Source organism: Pseudomonas sp. GW460-12-10-14-TSB1 (assembly GCF_017349775.1).
Lineage (GTDB): Bacteria > Pseudomonadota > Gammaproteobacteria > Pseudomonadales > Pseudomonadaceae > Aquipseudomonas > Aquipseudomonas piscium.
The window spans coordinates 1-21,059 of sequence record NZ_JACNAC010000069.1; the positions used below are offsets into that span (position 1 = coordinate 1).

Below are 21,059 nucleotides of genomic sequence, written 5' to 3' on the forward strand. Positions count from 1 at the left end.
TGGCGGTGGCCACGGACTGGTTCATGCCGTCGATCTCGCCGATGCGTTGGGTCACGCTGCCCAGGCGCTGACCGGCCTGGTTGGCGATGCCGACGCTGCTTTCGCTCTCGCGCTGGCTGTCGGTCATGGTGTTCACCGCCTGGCGGGCGCCGACCTGCAGTTCCTCGATCATCTTCTGCACTTGCTGCGCCGAGTCCTGGGTGCGGTGGGCGAGGTTGCGCACTTCATCGGCGACCACCGCGAAACCGCGGCCGGCCTCACCGGCGCGGGCGGCTTCGATGGCGGCGTTGAGGGCCAGCAGGTTGGTCTGCTGGGAGATGCTGGTGATGACTTCGAGGATCTGCCCGATGTTCACCGTGTTGCTGTTCAGGGTCTCGATGTTGCCGCAGGAGTCGCTGATCTTCGCCGACAGCTGCTGCATGGCGGCGATGGTCTGGTCCACCACGGCCTGGCCTTCGCTGGCCAGGTTGCGCGCATCGCTGGAGTGCTGCGACGCCAGGGCGGCGTTCTGGGCGATTTCCTGGGCGGCGGCGCCAAGCTGGTTGATCGCCGCGGCGACGCTGCTGGTGCGCGAGGCTTGCTGGTCGGAGTTGAACATCGACGAGTTCGAGGCACTGACCACCCGCAGGGCGACTTCGTTGACCTGGCCAGTGGCCGAGGCGACTTCGCGGATTGAACCGTGAACCCGCTCGACGAAGCGGTTGAACGACACGCCCAGGGTGCCGAATTCGTCGTGGCCATGGATCGTCAGGCGCTTGGTCAGGTCGCCTTCGCCCTCGGCGATGTCGTGCATGGCGCGGCCCATCAGGTGCAGCGGTTGCATCAGCACGCGGATCAGCATGCCCAGCAGGCTGATGATGATCACCACAGCAATCAGCATGGCGATGATCGCCGAGGTGCGGAATTCACTGAGCATCGAGAACGCGGTGTTCTTGTCCAGCACCAGCGCCACGTACCAGTCCGCCGAGGGTACGCCGTTGACGCGGGTGAAGGAGATGAACTGGGTCTTGCCGTCCAGCTCGACTTCCTTCAGGCCCGGGCTGACCTGCGGGGCGCCATTGGGGTAGGCGTCGCTGAGGTTCTTGAGCACCAGCTTGCTGTCCGGGTGGATCAGGATCTTGCCGCCGGCGCTGACGATGAACGCCTGGCCGTGGCCGCCGAAGTTCAGCGAGTTGATGATGGCGCTGACGTTGGACAGGTCGATATCGGCCCCGGCGATGCCGATGAAGCTGCCCTGGTGCTGGACCGGGGTGGCGACGGTGATCACCAGCTTGCCGGAGGAGGCGGCGATGTAGGGTTCGGTGACGATGGTCTGCTGGGCCGAGTTGGCCGCCTTGTACCAGCCGCGGGCGCGCGGGTCGTAGTCGGGCGCGCGGTTGCCCGCCGGGACCGAAAACATCGCGCCGTCCTGGCCGCCGAAGTAGCTGAGCTGGAAGTTGCTGGCGTAGGCGGGGAGGCCGACGCTGCGTTTCAGGCCGTCGGCGCCGCTGCCGTCTACGGCGATCTGCTGGGCCAGGGTGTGCAGTAACTGGATGCGGCTTTCCAGCCAGGTCTGGATGTTGCTGCTGGTCAGGCTGCCGAGTTCCTGCATGGAGGATTCGTTGCTGCTGCGCAGGGCCTCGCGCTGTCGATAGTCGTTGAACAGGATAAAACAGGCGAACGCAACGGCGACCACAAGAGCGGCGGCAAGCAGGATCTTATGGCTGAATTTCATGTTTCTGGTCATTAGGTGAACTACCGCGAGAGGGTGGTCAGCGAGGGGGTGTCAATTTGCCACATCACAGGCTTTTGCGCTGCTTTTATGTCGACTGGCCATCAGTAAAGATGAGGCGTGTTGAAGCCTGTCCGACGAAATGTCCTTGGCCGTCGCAAAGTGGTTGATTCGGGAGGAAATGCTGGGCGCTGCGTCACAATAAATAGCCGTCTGGATGGGGAACCAGATGGGGCTTTTCTCTTCTAAGCTTCTGGTTGGCAGCATGCCATCCCCCCCGTCCGCCCAGGAGTTTCACCATGTCCCTGCGTTCTCTCGCTCTGTTGTCGTTCTGCGTGCTGTTGGCTGCGTGCGGCAAGATCAATCAGGAAAATTATTCCAAGCTGTCGGCCGGCATGCCCAAGGCCGAAGTTGAAAAACTGCTGGGCAAACCGACCGACTGTTCCGGCGCGCTGGGCATGTCCAGCTGCACCTGGGGCGACAAGAACAGCTTTATCAGCGTGCAGTACGCCGGTGACAAAGTGCTGATGTTTTCCGGGCAAGGCCTGAAGTAAAAAAACCGGGGCCACGTGCCCACGGGAGAAAAATAATGATGCGTTTGGTAGTCACTCTTCTGGTCGGCCTGTTGTTGGCCGGCTGCGCCACTTCCCGGGACGATTCACTGGCGCCCAAGACCGTTAATCACGTCGATCTCAAGCGTTACCAAGGGACCTGGTACGAGTTGGCGCGTTTGCCGATGTATTTCCAGCGCAATTGCGCACAATCCGAAGCCCGCTACACCCTGCTGCCCGAAGGCAATATGGCGGTACTCAACCGCTGCCTGACCGCCAACTGGCAATGGGAAGAGGTGCGGGGCACGGCAACGCCGCAGGCGCCGGATAAAACCGACAAGCTGTGGGTCGAGTTCGATACCTGGTTTTCCCGGTTGATACCGGGCCTGGCCAAGGGCGACTACTGGGTGCTGTACGTGAGCGACGACTACAAGACCGCCATTGTCGGCAACCCGGATCGTCGATACCTGTGGCTGTTGTCGCGCCGACCGAATGTCAGCGAGGCGGTTCGCGAGGACCTGCTGAGCAGGGCGCGTCAGCAAGGATATGACACCACCCGCCTGATCTGGCGCGTGTCGGACAAGGCGATGGCCAAGACCTCGAAGTAAATCCCTATAGGAGCCAGCAAGCTGGCTCCTGCAGTGACGGGCTTTAGCCGAGCAAGTCGCGCAGCACCTGGGTAAAGGCCCGATTGCTTTCTTCCTCGCCTGCGTGACGTCCGTCGCGCACGACCCACTGTCCGTTGACCAGCACATCGCGTACCTGACGATCGCCGCCAGCGAACAGCCAGCGGTTGAGGATGCCGTCGCCCTCGGCGGTGGCCAGGTAAGGATCGCTGCCGTCGAGCACCAGCCAGTCGGCGCGCTTGCCCACTTCCAGGGCGCCGATCGGCTGCCCCAGGGCCTGGGCGCCGCCGTCCAGCGCGGCGTCGTACAGGGTGCGGCCAACCATCGGTTGGTCGTTGCGATACAGGCGGTTGCGGCGTTGATCGCGCAGACGCTGGCCATATTCCGCCCAGCGCAATTCTTCCACCACGCTCAGCGACACATGGCTGTCGGAACCGATGCCCATGCGGCCGCCCTGGGCGAGGAAATCCACCGCCGGGAAAATCCCGTCGCCGAGGTTGGCTTCGGTGGTCAGGCACAGGCCGGCAATCGCCCGGCTTTGCGCCATGAGGCTGACTTCGTCGGCATTCGCGTGGGTGGCGTGGACCAGGCACCAGCGCTGATCGACCTCGGTGTTTTCATACAGCCATTGCAGCGGCCGACGCCCGCTCCAGGTCAGGCAGTCGTCGACTTCCTTCTGTTGTTCGGCGATATGGATATGCACCGGACACTGCTTGTCGCTGGTGGCCAGCACCTCGCTGATCTGCTGCGGGGTGACCGCGCGCAGCGAGTGGAAGCACAGCCCCAGCTGCTGGGCCGGTTGCCGGGCCAGCAGTGGTTGCAGGCGGCTTTGCAGCTTGAGGTAGTTTTCCGTGCTGTTGATGAAGCGGCGCTGGCCTTCATTGGGTGCCTGGCCGCCGAAGCCGGAGTGGCTGTACAGCACTGGCAGCAGGGTCAGGCCGATGCCGGCGGCGCTGGCGGCCTGGCTGATGCGCAGCGACAGCTCGGCCGGGTCGGCGTAGGGCTGGCCGTTGGTATCGTGATGCACGTAGTGGAATTCGGCGACCGAGGTGTAACCGGCCTTGAGCATTTCGATGTACAGCTGATGGGCGATGATGCCCAGCTGGTCCGGGCTGATCTTACCCACCAGGCGATACATCAGGTCGCGCCAGGTCCAGAAGCTGTCGTTGGGGTTGCCGGCCACTTCCGCCAGCCCGGCCATCGCCCGCTGGAAAGCGTGGGAGTGCAGGTTGGGCATGCCCGGCAGCAGCGGGCCCTGTAGCCGTTCGGCGCCTTCTGCGCTGGCATCGGCCTGGATGTGGGTCAGCAGGCCGTCGGCGCTGACCTCGAGACGTACGTTGTTGGCCCATCCGTTAGGCAGCAGTGCGCGTTCGGCAAAGAAGGCGGACATGGTTCAAGCACCCCGTCGTGTGTTATTTGTATATACATATACAGACGTTTGCCTGCTCGGTAAACTCCGGCAAGCTAGTCACCTTCTTCGACAAACAAGGATTTCCCGTGCCGACTCCGCCCGCCAACTCCCCGCTGGCCGCCCATCTGGGCGATAGTCCGGCGCCCCTGTACGCCCGCGTCAAGCAGATGATCACTCAGCAGATCGAGAGCGGAAACTGGCCGCCGCACTACCGTGTGCCCTCGGAAAGCGAGCTGGTCAGCCAGCTGGGTTTCAGCCGCATGACCATCAACCGCGCCCTGCGCGAGATGACCGCCGAAGGCATGCTGGTGCGCATGCAGGGCGTGGGGACTTTCGTCGCCGAACCCAAGAGCCAGTCGGCCTTGTTCGAGGTGCACAACATCGCCGACGAGATCGCCTCGCGCGGCCATCGCCACACCTGCAAGGTCATCACCCTGGGTGAAGAGGCGGCCGGTTCCGAGCGCGCCGTGGCCCTGGACATGCGCGAAGGGCAGAGGGTCTTCCACTCGCTGATCGTGCATTTCGAGAACGATATCCCGGTGCAGATCGAGGACCGTTTCGTCAACGCGCTGGTGGCGCCGGATTACCTCAAGCAGGATTTCACCCTGCAGACCCCATATGCCTACCTGAACCAGGTCGCGCCGCTGACCGAGGGCGAGCATGTGGTCGAGGCGATTCTGGCCGAGCCGGAAGAATGCAAGTTGCTACAGATCGAGCGCGGCGAGCCGTGCCTGCTGATTCGCCGCCGGACCTGGTCCGGCCGCCAGCCGGTGACCGCCGCGCGCCTGATCCACCCGGGTTCTCGTCACAGCCTTGAAGGGCGGTTTCATAAGTAAGGGGCATCAATGACTCAGTTGAACGTTTTGCGCGCGGCCAACTACCCGCGCATGCCGTGGAAAAACGGTGGTGGCAGCACCGAAGAGATCACCCGGGACGCAGGCGTCGGCCTGGAAGGTTTCGGCTGGCGGCTGTCGATCGCCGATATCGGTGAGTCCGGCGGCTTTTCCAGCTTCGCCGGTTACCAGCGCATCATCACCGTGCTGCAAGGCGCGGGCATGACTCTGGCCGTGGATGGCGAGGACACCCGGGCGCTGTTACCGCTGGACCCCTTTGCCTTCAGCGGCGCCAGCCAGGTCGCGTGCACCCTGATCGACGGGCCGATTCGCGACTTCAACCTGATCTACGCGCCGGACCGCTACAGCGCCCGCTTGCAATGGCTGCAGGGTGGACAGCGCTTCTTCACCCAGGCCAGTACGGTGCTGGTGTTCAGCGTGGCCGATGAAATGCGCGCCGACCTGGGTGGCGGTGTCGCCGCTTTGCTGGAGCGCCACGACTGTCTGCAACTGCTCGATAACCCCGGTTTGCGGGAAGTCAGCGTCAGCGGCGCCTGCTGCGTGATCGAGCTGACTGCCATCTGACCTGTAGCCGCTGCCGCAGGCTGCGATAAGGCTCGAAGAGCCTTCCGAGGCCTGCAAGAGCGCGTCTCCTTCGGAGCCGATCGCAGCCTTCGGCAGCGGCTACAACGCTCTTTGTTTCTCTCCCTCCCTGATGTTGTTTCCCTCGCGCACCAATTTGTTACCGAACGCCCCAGCATGGCGCAAGGCCATGTCGAAGTAACAGCTGCGACCTTCTCTTGTCTCATCCTCCCCGAAAAAATAATCGACGCTGAAACCCTTGATCCAAGGGCCTCTCCACTGTTTCCAAGATTTTCTCGAAGGCTCATTCAGTGAGTTGGCCGCTTGATTGCATATGCTTGTATGTACAAGTAAAGACGTATGCGTATAAGTCGCCACGTCCCCCCTGATTCGCTTGCTGCGCAGCGCACTGCGCGCAGGCACGCTCGCCCACTGCCTGGGTTGGTTTGGATTGATCGCTGAGGAGTTTTTTCGTGACTGAGAATAAACCTACGAAATACCGGAACGTCGAAATTCGCGCTGCCCGCGGCAACAAGCTGACCGCCAAGAGCTGGCTGACAGAAGCACCGCTGCGCATGCTGATGAACAACCTCGATCCGGAAGTCGCCGAGAACCCGAAAGAGCTGGTGGTTTACGGTGGCATCGGCCGCGCCGCGCGCAACTGGGAGTGCTACGACAAGATCGTCGAGAGCCTGACCAACCTGAATGACGACGAGACCCTGCTGGTGCAATCCGGCAAGCCGGTCGGCGTGTTCAAGACTCACAGCAACGCGCCGCGCGTGCTGATCGCCAACTCCAACCTGGTACCGCACTGGGCCACCTGGGAACACTTCAACGAACTGGATGCCAAGGGCCTGGCCATGTACGGCCAGATGACCGCCGGCAGCTGGATCTACATCGGCAGCCAGGGCATCGTCCAGGGCACCTACGAAACCTTCGTCGAAGCCGGTCGCCAGCACTACAACGATAACCTCAAGGGCCGCTGGGTCCTGACCGCCGGTCTCGGCGGCATGGGTGGCGCGCAGCCTCTGGCCGCGACCCTGGCCGGCGCCTGCTCGCTGAACATCGAATGCCAGCAGACCAGCATCGATTTCCGCCTCAAGACCCGCTATGTCGACGAACAAGCCAAGGACCTGGACGATGCCCTGGCGCGTATCGCCAAGTACACCGCCGAAGGCAAGGCGATCTCCATCGCCCTGTGCGGCAACGCGGCTGAAATCCTCCCGGAAATGGTCCGTCGCGGTGTGCGTCCGGACATGGTCACCGACCAGACCAGCGCCCACGACCCGCTCAACGGCTACCTGCCGGCCGGCTGGACCTGGGAGCAGTACCGCGAGCGCGCCAAGACCGAGCCTGCGGCGGTGGTCAAGGCGGCCAAGCAATCGATGGCCGTGCACGTCAAGGCCATGCTCGACTTCCAAAAGCAGGGCATCCCGACCTTCGACTACGGCAACAACATCCGTCAGATGGCCCAGGAAGAAGGCGTCGAGAACGCCTTCGACTTCCCAGGCTTCGTACCGGCCTATATCCGTCCGCTGTTCTGCCGCGGCATCGGTCCGTTCCGCTGGGCCGCGCTGTCGGGCGATCCGCAGGACATCTACAAGACCGACGCCAAGGTCAAGGAACTGATCCCGGACGACGCTCACCTGCACAACTGGCTGGACATGGCACGCGAGCGCATCAGCTTCCAGGGCCTGCCGGCGCGTATCTGCTGGGTTGGCCTGGGCCTGCGCGCCAAGCTCGGCCTGGCGTTCAACGAAATGGTGCGCAGCGGCGAGCTGTCGGCGCCGATCGTCATCGGTCGCGACCACCTGGACTCCGGCTCGGTATCCAGCCCGAACCGCGAAACCGAATCGATGCAGGACGGTTCCGACGCCGTGTCTGACTGGCCACTGCTCAACGCCCTGCTGAACACCGCCAGCGGCGCGACCTGGGTTTCCCTGCACCACGGCGGCGGCGTCGGCATGGGCTTCTCCCAGCACTCAGGGATGGTGATCGTCTGCGACGGTACCGACGAAGCGGCCGAGCGTATCGCCCGTGTGCTGCATAACGACCCGGGTACCGGCGTCATGCGTCACGCCGATGCCGGTTACCAGATCGCCATCGACTGCGCCAAGGAACAGGGCCTGAACCTGCCAATGATTACTGGCAAGTAAGCTCCCGGCGGTTTGCCGCCAGCATCAGGGAAGGAGCCGTCGCGCGCTGTCATGCGGCGGCTCGGTCCATGTAGCAGAGCTTTGACATGACAAGAATCTCCCGGGAGAACAATAACGATGTCCACGGCCAGCGATAGCTCCAAACCCCTGATCGAGCGGCGGTCGATCAACTACATCCCCGAAACCGAACGCCACGGCAAGCTCTACAGCCAGTTCACCCTGTGGTTGGGGGCTAACCTGCAGATCACCGCCATCGTCACTGGCGCTCTGGCGGTGGTGCTGGGCGGTGATGTGTTCTGGTCGCTGATCGGCCTGCTTATCGGTCAACTGCTGGGCGGCGGCGTGATGGCGTTGCACGCGGCACAAGGGCCCAAGCTCGGCCTGCCGCAGATGATCTCCAGCCGGGTCCAGTTCGGCGTCTATGGCGCGGCCATTCCGATCGTCCTGGTCTGCCTGATGTACCTGGGCTTCACTGCCACCGGCACCGTGCTTTCCGGTCAGGCGCTGGGCCAGCTGTTCGGGGTCAGCGACAGCGTCGGCATCCTGATCTTCGCCAGCGTCATCGTGCTAGTCACAGTGCTTGGCTACCGGGTGATCCATTTCATCGGTCGCGCCGCCAGCGTCATTGGCGTGATCGCCTTCGTTTACCTGTTCAGCCGCCTGATGAGCCAGACCGACATCGGCGCGCTCCTGGAAATCCGTCACTTCAGCTGGAGCAGCTTCCTGCTTGCGGTGTCGCTCGCCGCGTCCTGGCAGATCGCTTTCGGCCCCTATGTGGCGGACTATTCGCGCTACCTGCCGAGCAAGACTTCCTCGGTGAAAACCTTCCTCGCCGCTGGCGCAGGTTCGGTGATCGGCGCGCAGGTGGCGATGATGCTCGGGGTGTTCGCTGCGGCCATGGCCGACGGGCAGTTCGCCGGCCACGAAGTGGCCTACATCGTCGGCCTGGGCGGCAGCGGTGCCACCGCGGCGCTGCTGTACTTCAGCATCGCCTTCGGCAAGATCACCATCTCGACGCTGAACTCCTACGGCAGCTTCATGTGCATCGCCACCATCATCAGTGGTTTCCGTGGCCACCTGGAAGTGACGCGCTTGCAACGCCTGGTGTTCGTACTGGTCATCGTCGGTACCGCGACCCTGATCGCGTTGCTCGGCCAGCACTCGTTCCTCGGTGCGTTCAAGTCCTTCATCCTGTTCCTGCTGGCCTTCTTCACCCCGTGGAGCGCGGTCAACCTGGTGGACTACTACTGCATCACCCGCGAGAACTATGACGTGCCGGCGCTGGCCGATCCGAACGGTCGTTATGGCCGCTGGAACATCCTCGGGATCAGCGTCTACGTGATCGGTGTGCTGGTGCAGCTGCCGTTCATCGGCACCAAGTTCTACACCGGCCCGCTGGTGGAAGCTCTGGGTGGTGTGGATATCTCCTGGATCGTCGGCCTGGTGGTTCCCGCGGCGCTGTATTACGTCTGCGCGAAGAAATGGCATGGCGCTGTACCCGATCGCCTGATCCTGCCGGTAGAGCAGGACTCGATCACAGAACAAAAGCTGAGTGGGGCAGGCCGCGCTACTGCGGTCTAGACCTGATTGGACGTGGACAGGCTGGATGCCTCTTAACTGCCGTAATCCATTTCAATGATTGGGAGCGTCACACAATGAAAATGAATAAGACCCTGCTGACCACTTTGCTTTCCATGGGCCTGCTGGCCAGCGCCGGCGCTACCCAGGCGGCCGGCTGGTGCGAGTCCGGCAAGCCGGTGAAATTCGCCGGCCTGAACTGGGAAAGCGGCATGTTGCTGACCGACGTGCTGCAAGTGGTCCTGGAAAAAGGCTACGGCTGCAAGACCGACAGCCTGCCAGGCAACTCCATCACCATGGAGAATGCCCTGAGCAGCAATGACATCCAGATTTTCGCTGAGGAGTGGGTCGGTCGCAGCGAGGTCTGGAACAAGGCCGAGAAGGCCGGCAAGGTGGTCGGCGTCGGCGCCCCGGTCGTGGGCGCCATCGAAGGCTGGTACGTGCCGCGCTACGTGATCGAGGGCGACGCCAAGCGCAAGCTGGAAGCCAAGGCCCCGGACCTGAAGAACATCGCCGACCTGGGCAAGTACGCCGCTGTGTTCAAGGACCCGGAAGAGCCGAGCAAGGGCCGTTTCTACAACTGCCCGGCCGGCTGGACCTGCGAGCTGGACAACAGCGAGATGCTGAAAAGCTACGGCCTGGAAAGCAGCTACACCAACTTCCGCCCAGGCACCGGCCCGGCGCTGGATGCCGCGGTGCTGTCGAGCTACAAGCGTGGCGAACCGATCCTGTTCTACTACTGGTCGCCAACCCCGCTGATGGGCCAGGTCGACCTGGTGAAGCTGGAAGAGAAACCGGGCGTGGACAAGAGCGTGACCATCAAGGTCGGCCTGTCCAAGACCTTCCACGAACAAGCGCCTGAGCTGGTGGCCGTGCTGGAAAAGGTCAACCTGCCGATCGACCTGCTGAACCAGAACCTGGGCCGCATGGCGAAGGAACGTATCGAGTCGCCGAAACTGGCGAAAATCTTTCTCAAGGAACATCCTGAAGTCTGGCACGCATGGGTGAGCGACGACGCAGCCAAGAAAATCGACGCGGCCTTGTAGGTAGAGCCTTCCCGGCTGCCTGAGCGGTAGCCGGGAGCTTCACCACAACCCACTTGATCGAGAGTCTCTTTATGTTTCCTGAAAGCTTCACCTTTTCCATCGCCGACTGGGTCAACGGTTGGGTCGATTCGCTGGTGACCAACTACGGCGATGTGTTCCGCCACATCTCCGACACCCTGCTGTGGGCCATCGTCAACCTCGAAGGCCTGCTGCGCCTGGCGCCCTGGTGGCTGATGCTGGCGATCGTCGGCGGCATCGCCTGGCATTCGACCCGCAAGCTGGTGACCACCGCGGTGATCGTCGGTCTGCTGTTCCTGGTGGGCGCGGTCGGCCTGTGGGACAAACTGATGCAGACCCTGGCGCTGATGCTGGTGGCGACCTTCATTTCGGTGCTGATCGGCATTCCCCTGGGGATCCTCTCGGCGCGCAGCAATCGCCTGCGTTCGGTGCTGATGCCGCTCTTGGACATCATGCAGACCATGCCGAGCTTCGTGTACCTGATCCCGGTGCTGATGCTGTTCGGCCTGGGCAAGGTGCCGGCGATCTTCGCCACTGTGATCTACGCCGCGCCGCCGCTGATTCGCCTGACCGACCTGGGTATTCGCCAGGTCGACGGCGAGGTCATGGAAGCGATCAACGCTTTCGGTGCCAACCGCTGGCAGCAACTGTTCGGCGTGCAACTGCCGCTGGCCCTGCCGAGCATCATGGCCGGGATCAACCAGACCACCATGATGGCCCTGTCGATGGTGGTGATCGCCTCGATGATCGGTGCCCGTGGCCTGGGCGAAGACGTGCTGGTCGGCATTCAGACCCTCAACGTCGGCCGTGGCCTGGAAGCCGGCCTGGCGATCGTGATTCTCGCCGTGGTCATCGACCGTATTACCCAAGCCTATGGTCGTCCACGCCATGAGGTGAGCAAATGAACAACGCAACCGTAAGCAAGATCGAAGTCAAAAACGTCTTCAAGATTTTCGGCAACCGTTCGGCCGACGCGCTGAACATGATTCGCCAGAACAAGACCAAGGACCAGGTGCTGGCCGAGACCGGCTGCGTGGTCGGGGTCAACGACCTGTCGCTGAGCATCGGCACCGGCGAGATCTTCGTGATCATGGGCCTGTCCGGTTCCGGCAAGTCGACCTTGGTGCGCCACTTCAACCGCCTGATCGACCCGACCAGCGGCGCGATCCTGGTGGACGGCGTGGACATCCTGCAATACGACATGGAAGCCCTGCGCGAATTTCGCCGGCACAAGATCAGCATGGTGTTCCAGAGCTTCGGCCTGCTGCCGCACAAGACCGTGCTGGAAAACACCGCCTATGGCCTCAAGGTGCGCGGCGAGAGCAAGGAAGTCTGCGCCGAGCGCGCGCTGCACTGGATCAACACCGTGGGCCTCAAGGGTTACGAGGCCAAGTACCCGCACCAGCTGTCCGGCGGCATGCGTCAGCGCGTCGGCCTGGCCCGCGCCCTGGCGGCGGACACCGACATCATCCTGATGGACGAGGCCTTCAGTGCCCTCGATCCGCTGATCCGCGCCGAGATGCAGGACCAGTTGCTGGAGCTGCAAAAGACCCTGCACAAGACCATCGTTTTCATTACCCATGACCTCGACGAGGCCGTGCGCATCGGCAACCGCATTGCGATCCTCAAGGACGGCCGGTTGATCCAGGTCGGCACGCCGAAAGAGATCCTGCATTCGCCGGCGGACGAGTACGTCGACCGTTTCGTGCAGCGGCGCGCGGCGGTGGTTTAAAGGCTTGGGGCGGGCCTCTTCTCTGTAGGAGCGAGGCTTGCCCGCGAAGGCGGCGGTAAAGCTGCATCAATGTTCAGGTTGTACCCGTGAGGTCGAAGATGTCGCAGGCTGAAAAAATCGTTATCGCCGACGCCCCGTTGCGTTGGCAGGATGTGGTCGCCGTAGCCCGGCATGGCGCGCAGCTCGAGCTGTCGGCCCAGACCTGGGCGCGTATCGAGAATGCCCAGGCCATCGTCCAGCGCATCGTCGTCAGCGGCGAACGCGCCTATGGCATCAACACCGGTCTTGGCGCGCTGTGCAACGTTTCGCTGCAGGACGAACAGCTCAGCCAGCTGTCGCGCAACACCTTGCTCAGCCATGCCTGTGGCGTGGGCGCGCCGCTGGCCGACGAGCAGACCCGGGCGATCATGTGCGCGGCTGTCGTCAACTACAGCCACGGCAAGTCCGGCCTGCATCGCCGGGTGGTCGAGGCGCTGCTGGCCCTGCTCAATCGCGGCATCACCCCGCAAGTGCCGTCCCAGGGTTCGGTGGGTTACCTGACCCACATGGCCCATATCAGCATCGCCTTGCTCGGCGTCGGCCAGGTCAGCTATCGCGGGCAGGTCGTATCGGCCGAGCAGGCGCTGGCGGCGGAAGACCTGAAGCCGGTGCAACTGGGGGCCAAGGACGGTCTGTGCCTGGTCAACGGCACGCCGTGCATGACTGGTCTGAGCTGCCTGGCCCTGGCCGATGCCACGCGCCTGCTGCAGTGGGCCGATGTGATCGGCGCCATGAGCTTCGAGGCGCAGCGCGGGCAGATCGCCGCGTTCGATGCCGAGATCATCGCGCTCAAGCCGCACCCGGGCATGCAGCAGGTCGGCATCAACCTGCGCGCCTTGCTCGACGGCAGCGAAGTGATTGCCGCCAGCAAAGGTATCCGCACCCAGGATGCCCTGAGCATCCGTTCGATCCCGCAGGTTCACGGCGCCGCCCGCGATCAGTTGGCGCACGCGACGCAGCAGGTCGAAACCGAACTCAACTCCGTCACCGATAACCCGATGGTGCTGGGCACTCCGGACAACTACCGGGTGATGTCCCAGGCCAACCCCCACGGCCAGTCGGTGGCGCTGGCGGCGGACCTGCTGGCGATCGCCATGGCCGAGATCGGTTCGATCGCCGAGCGGCGCCTGGATCGTTTGATCAACCCCCATGTCAGCGGTTTGCCGGCGTTCCTGGTGAGCAACCCCGGGGTCAACTCCGGAATGATGATCGTGCAGTACGTCGCTGCCTCGCTGTGCGCGGAAAACCGCCAGCTGGCGCAACCGGCGGTGCTCGACAACTACGTCACCTCCGGCCTGCAGGAAGACCACCTGAGCCTGGGCACCAACGCCGCGCTGAAGCTTTCCCGCGCGCTGGAAAACTGCACCCAGATCCTCGCCATCGAATACCTGCTGGCGGCCCAGGCCTTCGAATTCCTCAAGGAGCAGCGTTTCGGCGCCGGCACCGATGCGGCCTGGAAGCTGCTGCGCCAGCGGGTTCCGGCCTATGACCAGGATCGCTGGCTGGCCCCGGACATCGCCAGCGCGGCGGCGCTGCTCAAGGCTCCGGCCTTGCTGCAGGAGGTTTTACCGGGCGTGCGTTGAACCGCGCCCTGCAAGAACAGGATTTTCCAAGACAACGGTTTCCACGAAAAACCAGCGTGCCAAGGCGCCACTCGCTCACAAAAGGCGGGCTGCGACGGACAACGGAAGCTTCCGGAGCGACTGGTAGTTAATAACAAACTCTCAAAAGGAGCATAAATGTGACTGCGCTAAATCTGATTCCCGGCCAACTGACCCTGGCTCAACTGCGAGCCGTCTACCAACAGCCGGTAACCCTCAGCCTCGACAACAGCGCCACGGCGCAGATCGACGCCAGCGTCGCCTGTGTCGAGCAGATCCTCGCCGAGAACCGCACCGCCTATGGCATCAACACCGGTTTCGGCCTGCTGGCCTCGACCCGCATCGCCAGCGCAGACCTGGAAAACCTCCAGCGCTCCCTGGTGTTGTCCCATGCCGCCGGTGTCGGCGCGCCGATCGACGACGCCCTGGTGCGCCTGGTCATGGTGCTCAAGGTCAACAGCCTGAGCCGTGGTTTCTCCGGTATCCGCCGCCAGGTGATCGACGCGCTGATCGCCCTGATCAACGCCGAGGTCTATCCGCACATCCCGCTCAAGGGCTCGGTGGGCGCTTCCGGCGACCTCGCGCCGCTGGCCCATATGTCCCTGGTGCTGCTGGGTGAAGGCAAGGCCCGTTACAAAGGCCAATGGCTGAACGCCACCGAAGCCCTGAGCGTGGCCGGCCTCAAGCCGCTGACCCTAGCGGCCAAGGAAGGTCTGGCGCTGCTCAACGGCACCCAGGTTTCCACCGCTTTTGCCCTGCGCGGCCTGTTCGAGGGCGAAGACCTGTTCGCCGGCGCCCTGGCCTGTGGCGGCCTGACCGTCGAGGCGGTGCTGGGCTCGCGTTCGCCGTTCGATGCGCGGATTCATGCCGCCCGTGGCCAGAAAGGCCAGATCGATACCGCCGCGGCTTACCGCGACCTGCTGGGCGACAGCAGTGAAGTCTCCAAGTCGCACCAGAACTGCGACAAGGTGCAGGACCCGTACTCCCTGCGCTGCCAGCCGCAGGTCATGGGCGCCTGCCTGACCCAGTTCCGCCAGGCCGCAGAGGTGCTAGTGGTCGAAGCCAACGCCGTGTCGGACAACCCGCTGGTGTTTGCCGCCGAGGGCGATGTGATCTCCGGCGGTAACTTCCACGCCGAGCCGGTGGCCATGGCCGCCGACAATATCGCCCTGGGGATCGCGGAAATCGGCTCCCTGAGCGAGCGTCGCATCTCGCTGATGATGGACAAGCACATGTCCCAGCTGCCGCCGTTCCTGGTGGCCAATGGCGGGGTCAACTCCGGCTTCATGATCGCCCAGGTAACGGCCGCGGCACTGGCCAGCGAAAACAAGGCGCTGGCCCATCCGCACTCGGTGGACAGCCTGCCGACTTCCGCCAACCAGGAAGACCATGTGTCCATGGCGCCCGCCGCTGGCAAGCGTCTGTGGGAAATGGCCGACAACACCCGTGGCATCCTCGCCGTGGAATGGCTGGCGGCCTGCCAGGGCCTGGACCTGCGTGAGGGCCTGAAGACCTCGACCAAGCTGGAAAAGGCTCGCGCCACCCTGCGCAGCAAAGTGCCGTACTACGAGAAGGACCGCTTCTTCGCCCCGGACATCAACGCCGCGAGCGAACTGCTGGCGTCCCGCTGCCTGAACGAGCTGCTGCCGGCCAAGCTGCTGCCGAGCCTGTAACCCCATGCCCGTAGCCGCTGCTGAGGCACGAAGCTGCGAAGCGGTCCGCAGGACCGCCGTCGGGGGCTGCTGCGCAGCCCATCGCAGCCTCGTACCTCGGCAGCGGCTACAGGTGGTTCCGGTTTTCTCCGATAAAAATAATTAGGAACGAGAAATGCAACAGCAAGCTCAAGGATTGAAACGCGGGCTGTCCGCCCGACATATTCGCTTTATGGCGCTGGGGTCGGCGATCGGCACCGGGCTGTTCTATGGTTCTGCCTCGGCCATCCAGATGGCCGGTCCCGCGGTCCTCCTGGCCTACCTGATCGGTGGCGCCGCGGTGTTCATGGTGATGCGCGCGCTGGGCGAGATGGCCGTGCACAACCCGGTGTCCGGCTCGTTCGGCCACTACGCCAGCAATTACCTGGGGCCATTGCCGGGTTTTATCCTCGGCTGGACCTATGCCTTTGAAATGATCATCGTCTGCCTGGCCGACGTCACGGCCTTCGGCATCTATATGGGCTTCTGGTTTCCGGAAGTGGCGCGCTGGGTCTGGGTGCTCGGCATCGTGTTCCTGATCGGCGGCCTCAACCTGTGCAACGTCAAGGTCTTCGGCGAGATGGAGTTCTGGCTGTCGCTGCTGAAAGTCGGCGCGATTGTCGCGATGATCCTCGCCGGCTTCGGCATCATGCTGTTCGGTATCGGTTCGGCCAGCAGCGAGCAGGCCACCGGGGTGGCCAACCTCTGGGCCCACGGCGGTTTCATGCCCAACGGCATCGGCGGCCTGATCGCTTCGTTCGCGGTGGTGATGTTCGCCTTTGGCGGCATCGAGATCATCGGTATCACCGCCGGTGAAGCCAAGGACCCGCAGCGGGTCATCCCCAAGGCGATCAACGCGGTGCCGATGCGCATCCTGCTGTTCTATGTACTGACCCTGTTCGTGCTGATGGCCATCTATCCATGGCCGCAGATCGGCAGCCAGGGCAGCCCGTTCGTGCAGATTTTCGACAACCTGGGCATCGGCTCGGCGGCGACCATCCTCAATATCGTGGTGATCTCGGCGGCGGTGTCGGCGATCAACAGCGACATCTTCGGCGCCGGGCGCATGATGTACGGCCTGGCCCAGCAAGGGCAGGCGCCAAAAGGCTTTGCCCAACTGTCGAAACACGGCGTGCCGTGGATGACCGTGGTGGTCATGGGCGCCGCGCTATTGGGCGGTGTGCTGCTGAACTACCTGATTCCGGAAAACGTGTTCCTGCTGATTGCCTCGATCGCCACTTTCGCCACGGTCTGGGTCTGGCTGATGATCCTGGTCACCCAGGTAGCCATGCGTCGCTCGATGAGCGCCGAGCAGGTCGCCCAACTGAAATTCCCGGTGCCGTTCTGGCCCTGGGCGCCGGCAGCCGCCATCCTGTTCATGCTGTTCGTCTTCTGCGTGCTGGGCTACTTCCCGGAAACCCAGGCCGCGCTGGCGGTGGGCGCGGTGTGGATCGTGTTGCTGGTGATCGCTTATCTGTTGTGGGTCAAGCCGGCCGCCGGTCAGGCGGTCCAGGTGAACCGCGACCCTTCTTTGTCCCATCGATAACTAACGGAGGCCTCGGATGAAAACTCTCTGGCAACACTGCCACGTCGCAAGCATGGCGCAAGGCGCTTACTCGATCATCGAGGATGCCGCCATCGTGACGTCAGGAGCGCTCATAGAGTGGATCGGCCCGCGCGACCAGGTTCCGGCCGGCGACTATGCCGAGCTGCATGACCTGGCGGGGGCCTGGGTCACCCCGGGCCTGATCGACTGCCACACCCACACGGTGTTCGGCGGCAACCGCAGTGGCGAATTCGAGCAACGCCTGCAAGGGGTGAGCTACGCCGAAATCGCCGCGGCCGGTGGTGGTATCGCCAGCACCGTGCGGGCCACCCGCGCGGCGAGCGAGGACGAACTGTTCGACAGCGCCCGCAAGCGCTTGAAAAGCCTGCTGCGTGACGGCGTGACCAGCGTCGAGATCAAGTCCGGCTACGGCCTGGACCTGGCCAGCGAACGCAAGATCCTGCGGGTGGTCCGGCGCCTGGGCGCCGAGCTGCCGGTCAGCGTGCGCAGCACCTGCCTGGCAGCCCACGCCTTGCCGCCGGAATACGCCGAGCGCGCGGATGACTACATCGAGCACATCTGCGCCGAAATGCTCCCGGCCCTGGCCGCCGAGGGCCTGGTGGATGCGGTGGATGCATTCTGCGAATACCTGGCGTTCTCGCCGGAGCAGGTGGAGCGGGTGTTCATCGCCGCGCAGAAGCTCGGCCTGCCGGTGAAGCTGCACGCCGAGCAGCTGTCGTCGCTGCATGGCTCCAGCCTGGCGGCGCGTTATCACGCGCTGTCGGCCGACCACCTGGAGTTCATGACCGAGGAAGACGCCATCGCCATGGCTGAGGCCGGCACTGTCGCCGTGCTGTTGCCCGGCGCGTTCTATTTCCTGCGTGAAACCCAGCTGCCGCCAATGGACGCGCTGCGCAAGCACGGGGTGAAGATCGCCGTGGCCAGCGACCTCAACCCCGGCACCTCGCCGGCGCTGTCCCTGCGCCTGATGTTGAACATGGCCTGCACCTGTTTTCGCATGACCCCGGAAGAAGCCCTGGCCGGCGTGACCCTGCATGCGGCCACCGCGCTGGGCATGGAGCGGACCCACGGTTCGCTGGAGGCCGGCAAGGTGGCGGACTTCGTCGCCTGGCAGATCGATCGTCCCGCCGACCTGGCCTACTGGCTGGGCGGCGACCTGGAAAAACGCGTCGTGCGCCACGGCGTTGAAGTGGATTTATAGGAGAAGGGTTGTGGATAAGGTTCTGAACTTCAAACAAGGCCGGGTGCCGCTGCTGATCAGCATGCCCCACGCCGGCTTGCGCCTGACGCCGGCGGTCGAGGCCGGGCTGATCCCCGAGGCGCAAAGCCTGCCGGACACCGACTGGCACATTCCGCAGCTCTATGCCTTCGCCGAGGAGCTGGGCGCCAGCACCCTGGCCGCCGAATATTCGCGTTTCGTCATCGACCTCAATCGCCCGTCCGACGACAAACCTTTATATGTCGGCGCCACCACCGGGTTGTACCCGGCCACGCTGTTCGATGGCGTGCCGCTGTTCCGTGAGGGGCTGGAGCCGTCGAAGCAAGAGCGGGCCACTTATCTGGAGAAGGTCTGGACGCCCTATCACAGCACCCTGCAGCAGGAGCTGGCGCGGCTGAAGGCCGAGTTCGGTTATGCCTTGCTGTTCGATGCGCACTCGATCCGCTCGCTGATTCCGCACTTGTTCGAAGGCAAGCTGCCGGACTTCAACCTAGGCACCTTCAATGGCGCCAGCTGCGATGCCGAGCTGGCCAGCCAGCTGGAAGCGATCTGCGCCCGTCACGCCGACTACAGCCATGTGCTCAACGGCCGCTTCAAGGGCGGCCATATCACCCGGCACTACGGCAACCCGGCCGAGAACATCCATGCCGTGCAACTGGAGCTGGCGCAGAGCACCTACATGGAAGAGTTCGAGCCGTTCCGCTACCGCGACGATCTGGCGGCCCCGACCCAGGTGGTGCTCAAGCAGCTGCTGCAAGGGCTGCTGGCCTGGGGGCAGCAGCGCTACGGGCGCTGAAGCCGACAGCAAACCCTGTAACCGCTGCCGCAGGCTGCGATAAGGCCGAAGGCCTTCAGCGATCTCAAGATCCTGCGCCTGCTGCGCAGTCGAGCGCAGCCTTCGGCAGCGGCTACAGGTGCGCCTGGCTTTCCGGGGGGAACAACCGCATTTTTTCCAAGGACATGCTCATTCCGTAATTCGGGTTTATGATGCCGGACGGCAGAATAATTGAAGTCCCCCCAGGGATGACCTCGACCCCTTACGGAGCGCGCAATGCAGACTTTGTACCCGCAGATCAAACCCTATGCCCGGCACGATCTGGCTGTCGACGAACCCCATGTCCTGTATGTCGATGAGAGCGGTTCCCCGGAAGGCTTGCCGGTGGTGTTCATCCACGGTGGCCCGGGAGCCGGGTGCGATGCCCAGAGTCGCCGTTACTTCGACCCGAACCTGTACCGCATCATCACCTTCGACCAGCGCGGTTGCGGGCGCTCCACCCCGCACGCCAGCCTGGAAAACAACACCACCTGGGACCTGGTCGCCGACCTCGAGCGGATCCGCCTGCACCTGGGCATCGAAAAATGGGTGGTGTTCGGCGGTTCCTGGGGTTCGACCCTGGCCCTGGCCTATGCGCAAAGCCATCCTGAACGCGTCCATGGCCTGATTCTGCGTGGGATCTTTCTGTGCCGTCCGCAGGAAATCGAATGGTTCTACCAGGAAGGCGCCAGCCGTCTGTTCCCCGACTACTGGCAGGACTACGTGGCGCCTATTCCGCTGGACGAGCGCGACGACCTGCTCAGCGCATTCCACAAGCGTCTCGTCGGCAACGACCAGATCGCCCAGATGCATGCGGCCAAGGCCTGGTCGATCTGGGAAGGGCGTACCGCGACCCTGCGGCCGAACCCGCTGGTGGTCGATCGTTTCTCCGAGCCGCAGCGCGCGCTGTCGATCGCCCGGATCGAATGCCATTACTTCACCAATAATGCCTTCCTCGAGCCGAACCAGCTGATTCGCGACATGGGCAAGATTGCCCATCTGCCGGGGGTGATCGTGCATGGCCGCTACGACGTGATCTGCCCGCTGGACAACGCCTGGGAATTGCACCAGGCCTGGCCGAACAGTGAATTGCAGGTGATCCGCGATGCCGGTCACGCCGCGTCCGAACCGGGCATCACCGATGCCCTGGTGCGCGCCGCCAATCAGATGGCCCGGCGCCTGCTCGACCTGCCGCCCGAAGAAGCATGAAGGGGCTGTTGCAGCGCGTACGCGGCGCGCGGGTCGAAGTGGCGGGGGAAATCGTCGGCGCGGTGGATCAGGGTTTGCTGGTGCTGGTAGCGGTGGAGCCCGAGGATACCCGGGCCAGTGCCGACAAACTGCTGCACAAGCTGCTTAACTATCGGGTATTCAGTGATGCCGAGGGCAAGATGAACCTGTCCCTGGCCGATGTGGACGGCGGTTTGCTGCTGGTCTCGCAGTTCACCCTGGCCGCGGACACCAAGAACGGCCTGCGCCCGAGCTTTTCCACAGCGGCGCCGCCGGCCCTCGGCGAAGAACTTTTTGACTATCTGCTATGCAAGGCGCAGCAGTTGCATGGCAAAGTAGCATCAGGGCGCTTCGGGGCGGATATGCAGGTCCATCTGGTCAATGATGGCCCGGTAACCTTCCTGTTACAGACCTGAAAGTGCTTGAAACATCTTTTTCGGCCGGAACCGGCCGAAAATAGGCGTTTTTCGCGATAAATACTTGGTCGCCCCTGATGCGTTGTAACGCGGGCTACTAGATAATCGCGCGCTACGGGGATCAGCGTTCGTTGGTCCGTTTTTGACTTAGGTAGAGCCTTGTTCGGAACCGTTTGGGGAATCATTTAGCCCCATCGGAGTCGGAACAATGCTCGCCAACCTGGCATATAGATAGCTGGCC

General features: G+C 63.5%; 18 protein-coding genes and 1 pseudogene. 16 read left to right on the top strand and 3 right to left on the bottom strand.

Annotation, left to right across the window (positions count from 1 at the left end):
• Together J4D52_RS30830 and J4D52_RS30835 are read right to left on the bottom strand one after the other, a co-directional pair.
• On the bottom strand, positions 1-598 hold a 598-nt coding region (locus tag J4D52_RS30830), incomplete at its 3' end, for a methyl-accepting chemotaxis protein (RefSeq protein ID WP_408980330.1).
• Positions 599-739: 141 nt separating this feature from the next.
• Positions 740-1,726 (bottom strand): annotated as a pseudogene (locus J4D52_RS30835) (cache domain-containing protein); the annotation flags it as partial.
• A gap of 284 nt (positions 1,727-2,010) precedes the next feature.
• Here J4D52_RS30835 and J4D52_RS27150 point away from each other — a divergent pair.
• Together J4D52_RS27150 and J4D52_RS27155 are read left to right on the top strand one after the other, a co-directional pair.
• The gene (locus J4D52_RS27150; RefSeq protein WP_007925924.1) at positions 2,011-2,265 is read left to right on the top strand and encodes a hypothetical protein; all 255 of its coding nucleotides are present in this window, start codon (positions 2,011-2,013) and stop codon (positions 2,263-2,265) included.
• Positions 2,266-2,300: 35 nt separating this feature from the next.
• A complete protein-coding gene (locus J4D52_RS27155) occupies positions 2,301-2,870 on the top strand; it encodes a lipocalin family protein (protein WP_025808243.1) in 570 nt (189 codons plus the stop codon).
• 43 nt (positions 2,871-2,913) lie between these two features.
• Here J4D52_RS27155 and J4D52_RS27160 read toward each other — a convergent pair whose 3' ends face one another.
• Positions 2,914-4,278 (bottom strand): formimidoylglutamate deiminase, encoded by a 1,365-nt coding sequence (locus J4D52_RS27160; protein ID WP_063427856.1) that lies wholly within the window; start codon positions 4,276-4,278, stop codon positions 2,914-2,916.
• Between the two features lie 188 nt (positions 4,279-4,466).
• On the opposite strand from J4D52_RS27160, the gene hutC reads away from it, so the two are divergent.
• The 14 genes from hutC (at position 4,467) to dtd (ending at position 20,818) form a co-directional block, all read left to right on the top strand.
• Positions 4,467-5,135 carry a histidine utilization repressor gene (gene hutC / locus J4D52_RS27165; protein ID WP_231103210.1) on the top strand — a complete coding sequence of 223 codons (669 nt, stop codon included), beginning with the start codon at positions 4,467-4,469 and terminating at the stop codon, positions 5,133-5,135.
• Positions 5,136-5,144: 9 nt separating this feature from the next.
• The gene (locus J4D52_RS27170; protein ID WP_053277083.1) at positions 5,145-5,717 is read left to right on the top strand and encodes a HutD family protein; all 573 of its coding nucleotides are present in this window, start codon (positions 5,145-5,147) and stop codon (positions 5,715-5,717) included.
• Between the two features lie 470 nt (positions 5,718-6,187).
• Entirely contained in the window at positions 6,188-7,870 is a 1,683-nt protein-coding gene (gene hutU / locus J4D52_RS27175; RefSeq protein ID WP_009046561.1) for a urocanate hydratase, read from the top strand.
• A 117-nt stretch (positions 7,871-7,987) separates the two neighbouring features.
• Positions 7,988-9,451 carry a cytosine permease gene (locus J4D52_RS27180; protein ID WP_053277084.1) on the top strand — a complete coding sequence of 488 codons (1,464 nt, stop codon included), beginning with the start codon at positions 7,988-7,990 and terminating at the stop codon, positions 9,449-9,451.
• Between the two features lie 74 nt (positions 9,452-9,525).
• Positions 9,526-10,494: an ABC transporter substrate-binding protein gene (locus J4D52_RS27185; protein ID WP_063427857.1), complete on the top strand. Its 969-nt coding sequence runs from the start codon at positions 9,526-9,528 to the stop codon at positions 10,492-10,494.
• 71 nt (positions 10,495-10,565) lie between these two features.
• The gene (locus tag J4D52_RS27190) at positions 10,566-11,417 is read left to right on the top strand and encodes a proline/glycine betaine ABC transporter permease (protein ID WP_009046564.1); all 852 of its coding nucleotides are present in this window, start codon (positions 10,566-10,568) and stop codon (positions 11,415-11,417) included.
• A complete protein-coding gene (locus J4D52_RS27195; protein WP_102675912.1) occupies positions 11,414-12,244 on the top strand; it encodes a glycine betaine/L-proline ABC transporter ATP-binding protein in 831 nt (276 codons plus the stop codon). Before J4D52_RS27190 ends, J4D52_RS27195 begins: the two co-directional genes overlap by 4 nt.
• 98 nt (positions 12,245-12,342) lie before the next feature.
• Complete coding sequence (gene hutH, locus J4D52_RS27200) at positions 12,343-13,866, top strand: histidine ammonia-lyase (protein ID WP_063427861.1); 1,524 nt, start codon at positions 12,343-12,345, stop codon at positions 13,864-13,866.
• 158 nt (positions 13,867-14,024) lie between these two features.
• Positions 14,025-15,557 (top strand): histidine ammonia-lyase, encoded by a 1,533-nt coding sequence (hutH, locus tag J4D52_RS27205; protein ID WP_063427862.1) that lies wholly within the window; start codon positions 14,025-14,027, stop codon positions 15,555-15,557.
• Between the two features lie 154 nt (positions 15,558-15,711).
• Entirely contained in the window at positions 15,712-17,121 is a 1,410-nt protein-coding gene (locus tag J4D52_RS27210) for an amino acid permease (RefSeq protein WP_063427864.1), read from the top strand.
• A 16-nt stretch (positions 17,122-17,137) separates the two neighbouring features.
• Positions 17,138-18,343, top strand: coding sequence for an imidazolonepropionase (gene hutI, locus J4D52_RS27215; protein ID WP_063427866.1), 1,206 nt, complete (start codon positions 17,138-17,140; stop codon positions 18,341-18,343).
• A gap of 10 nt (positions 18,344-18,353) precedes the next feature.
• Complete coding sequence (hutG, locus tag J4D52_RS27220; RefSeq protein ID WP_063427867.1) at positions 18,354-19,157, top strand: N-formylglutamate deformylase; 804 nt, start codon at positions 18,354-18,356, stop codon at positions 19,155-19,157.
• 255 nt (positions 19,158-19,412) lie between these two features.
• Positions 19,413-20,384: a prolyl aminopeptidase gene (pip, locus tag J4D52_RS27225; RefSeq protein ID WP_063427869.1), complete on the top strand. Its 972-nt coding sequence runs from the start codon at positions 19,413-19,415 to the stop codon at positions 20,382-20,384.
• Complete coding sequence (gene dtd / locus J4D52_RS27230) at positions 20,381-20,818, top strand: D-aminoacyl-tRNA deacylase (RefSeq protein ID WP_007925900.1); 438 nt, start codon at positions 20,381-20,383, stop codon at positions 20,816-20,818. The genes pip and dtd overlap by 4 nt, the downstream gene beginning before the upstream one ends.
• Positions 20,819-21,059 lie beyond the last annotated feature (241 nt).

What these genes read in the sequence shown, in the direction of transcription:
- J4D52_RS27155 (WP_025808243.1), top strand. Translation starts at nt 2,301, where the DNA reads ATGATGCGTTTGGTAGTCACTCTTCTGGTCGGCCTGTTGTTGGCCGGC.
- hutH (WP_063427861.1), top strand. Translation starts at nt 12,343, where the DNA reads ATGTCGCAGGCTGAAAAAATCGTTATCGCCGACGCCCCGTTGCGTTGG.
- J4D52_RS27170 (WP_053277083.1), top strand. Translation starts at nt 5,145, where the DNA reads ATGACTCAGTTGAACGTTTTGCGCGCGGCCAACTACCCGCGCATGCCG.
- pip (WP_063427869.1), top strand. Translation starts at nt 19,413, where the DNA reads ATGCAGACTTTGTACCCGCAGATCAAACCCTATGCCCGGCACGATCTG.
- J4D52_RS27195 (WP_102675912.1), top strand. Translation starts at nt 11,414, where the DNA reads ATGAACAACGCAACCGTAAGCAAGATCGAAGTCAAAAACGTCTTCAAG.
- hutC (WP_231103210.1), top strand. Translation starts at nt 4,467, where the DNA reads ATGATCACTCAGCAGATCGAGAGCGGAAACTGGCCGCCGCACTACCGT.
- dtd (WP_007925900.1), top strand. Translation starts at nt 20,381, where the DNA reads ATGAAGGGGCTGTTGCAGCGCGTACGCGGCGCGCGGGTCGAAGTGGCG.
- J4D52_RS27160 (WP_063427856.1), bottom strand. Translation starts at nt 4,278, where the DNA reads ATGTCCGCCTTCTTTGCCGAACGCGCACTGCTGCCTAACGGATGGGCC.
- J4D52_RS27190 (WP_009046564.1), top strand. Translation starts at nt 10,566, where the DNA reads ATGTTTCCTGAAAGCTTCACCTTTTCCATCGCCGACTGGGTCAACGGT.
- hutI (WP_063427866.1), top strand. Translation starts at nt 17,138, where the DNA reads ATGAAAACTCTCTGGCAACACTGCCACGTCGCAAGCATGGCGCAAGGC.
- J4D52_RS27185 (WP_063427857.1), top strand. Translation starts at nt 9,526, where the DNA reads ATGAAAATGAATAAGACCCTGCTGACCACTTTGCTTTCCATGGGCCTG.
- J4D52_RS27210 (WP_063427864.1), top strand. Translation starts at nt 15,712, where the DNA reads ATGCAACAGCAAGCTCAAGGATTGAAACGCGGGCTGTCCGCCCGACAT.
- J4D52_RS27150 (WP_007925924.1), top strand. Translation starts at nt 2,011, where the DNA reads ATGTCCCTGCGTTCTCTCGCTCTGTTGTCGTTCTGCGTGCTGTTGGCT.
- J4D52_RS27180 (WP_053277084.1), top strand. Translation starts at nt 7,988, where the DNA reads ATGTCCACGGCCAGCGATAGCTCCAAACCCCTGATCGAGCGGCGGTCG.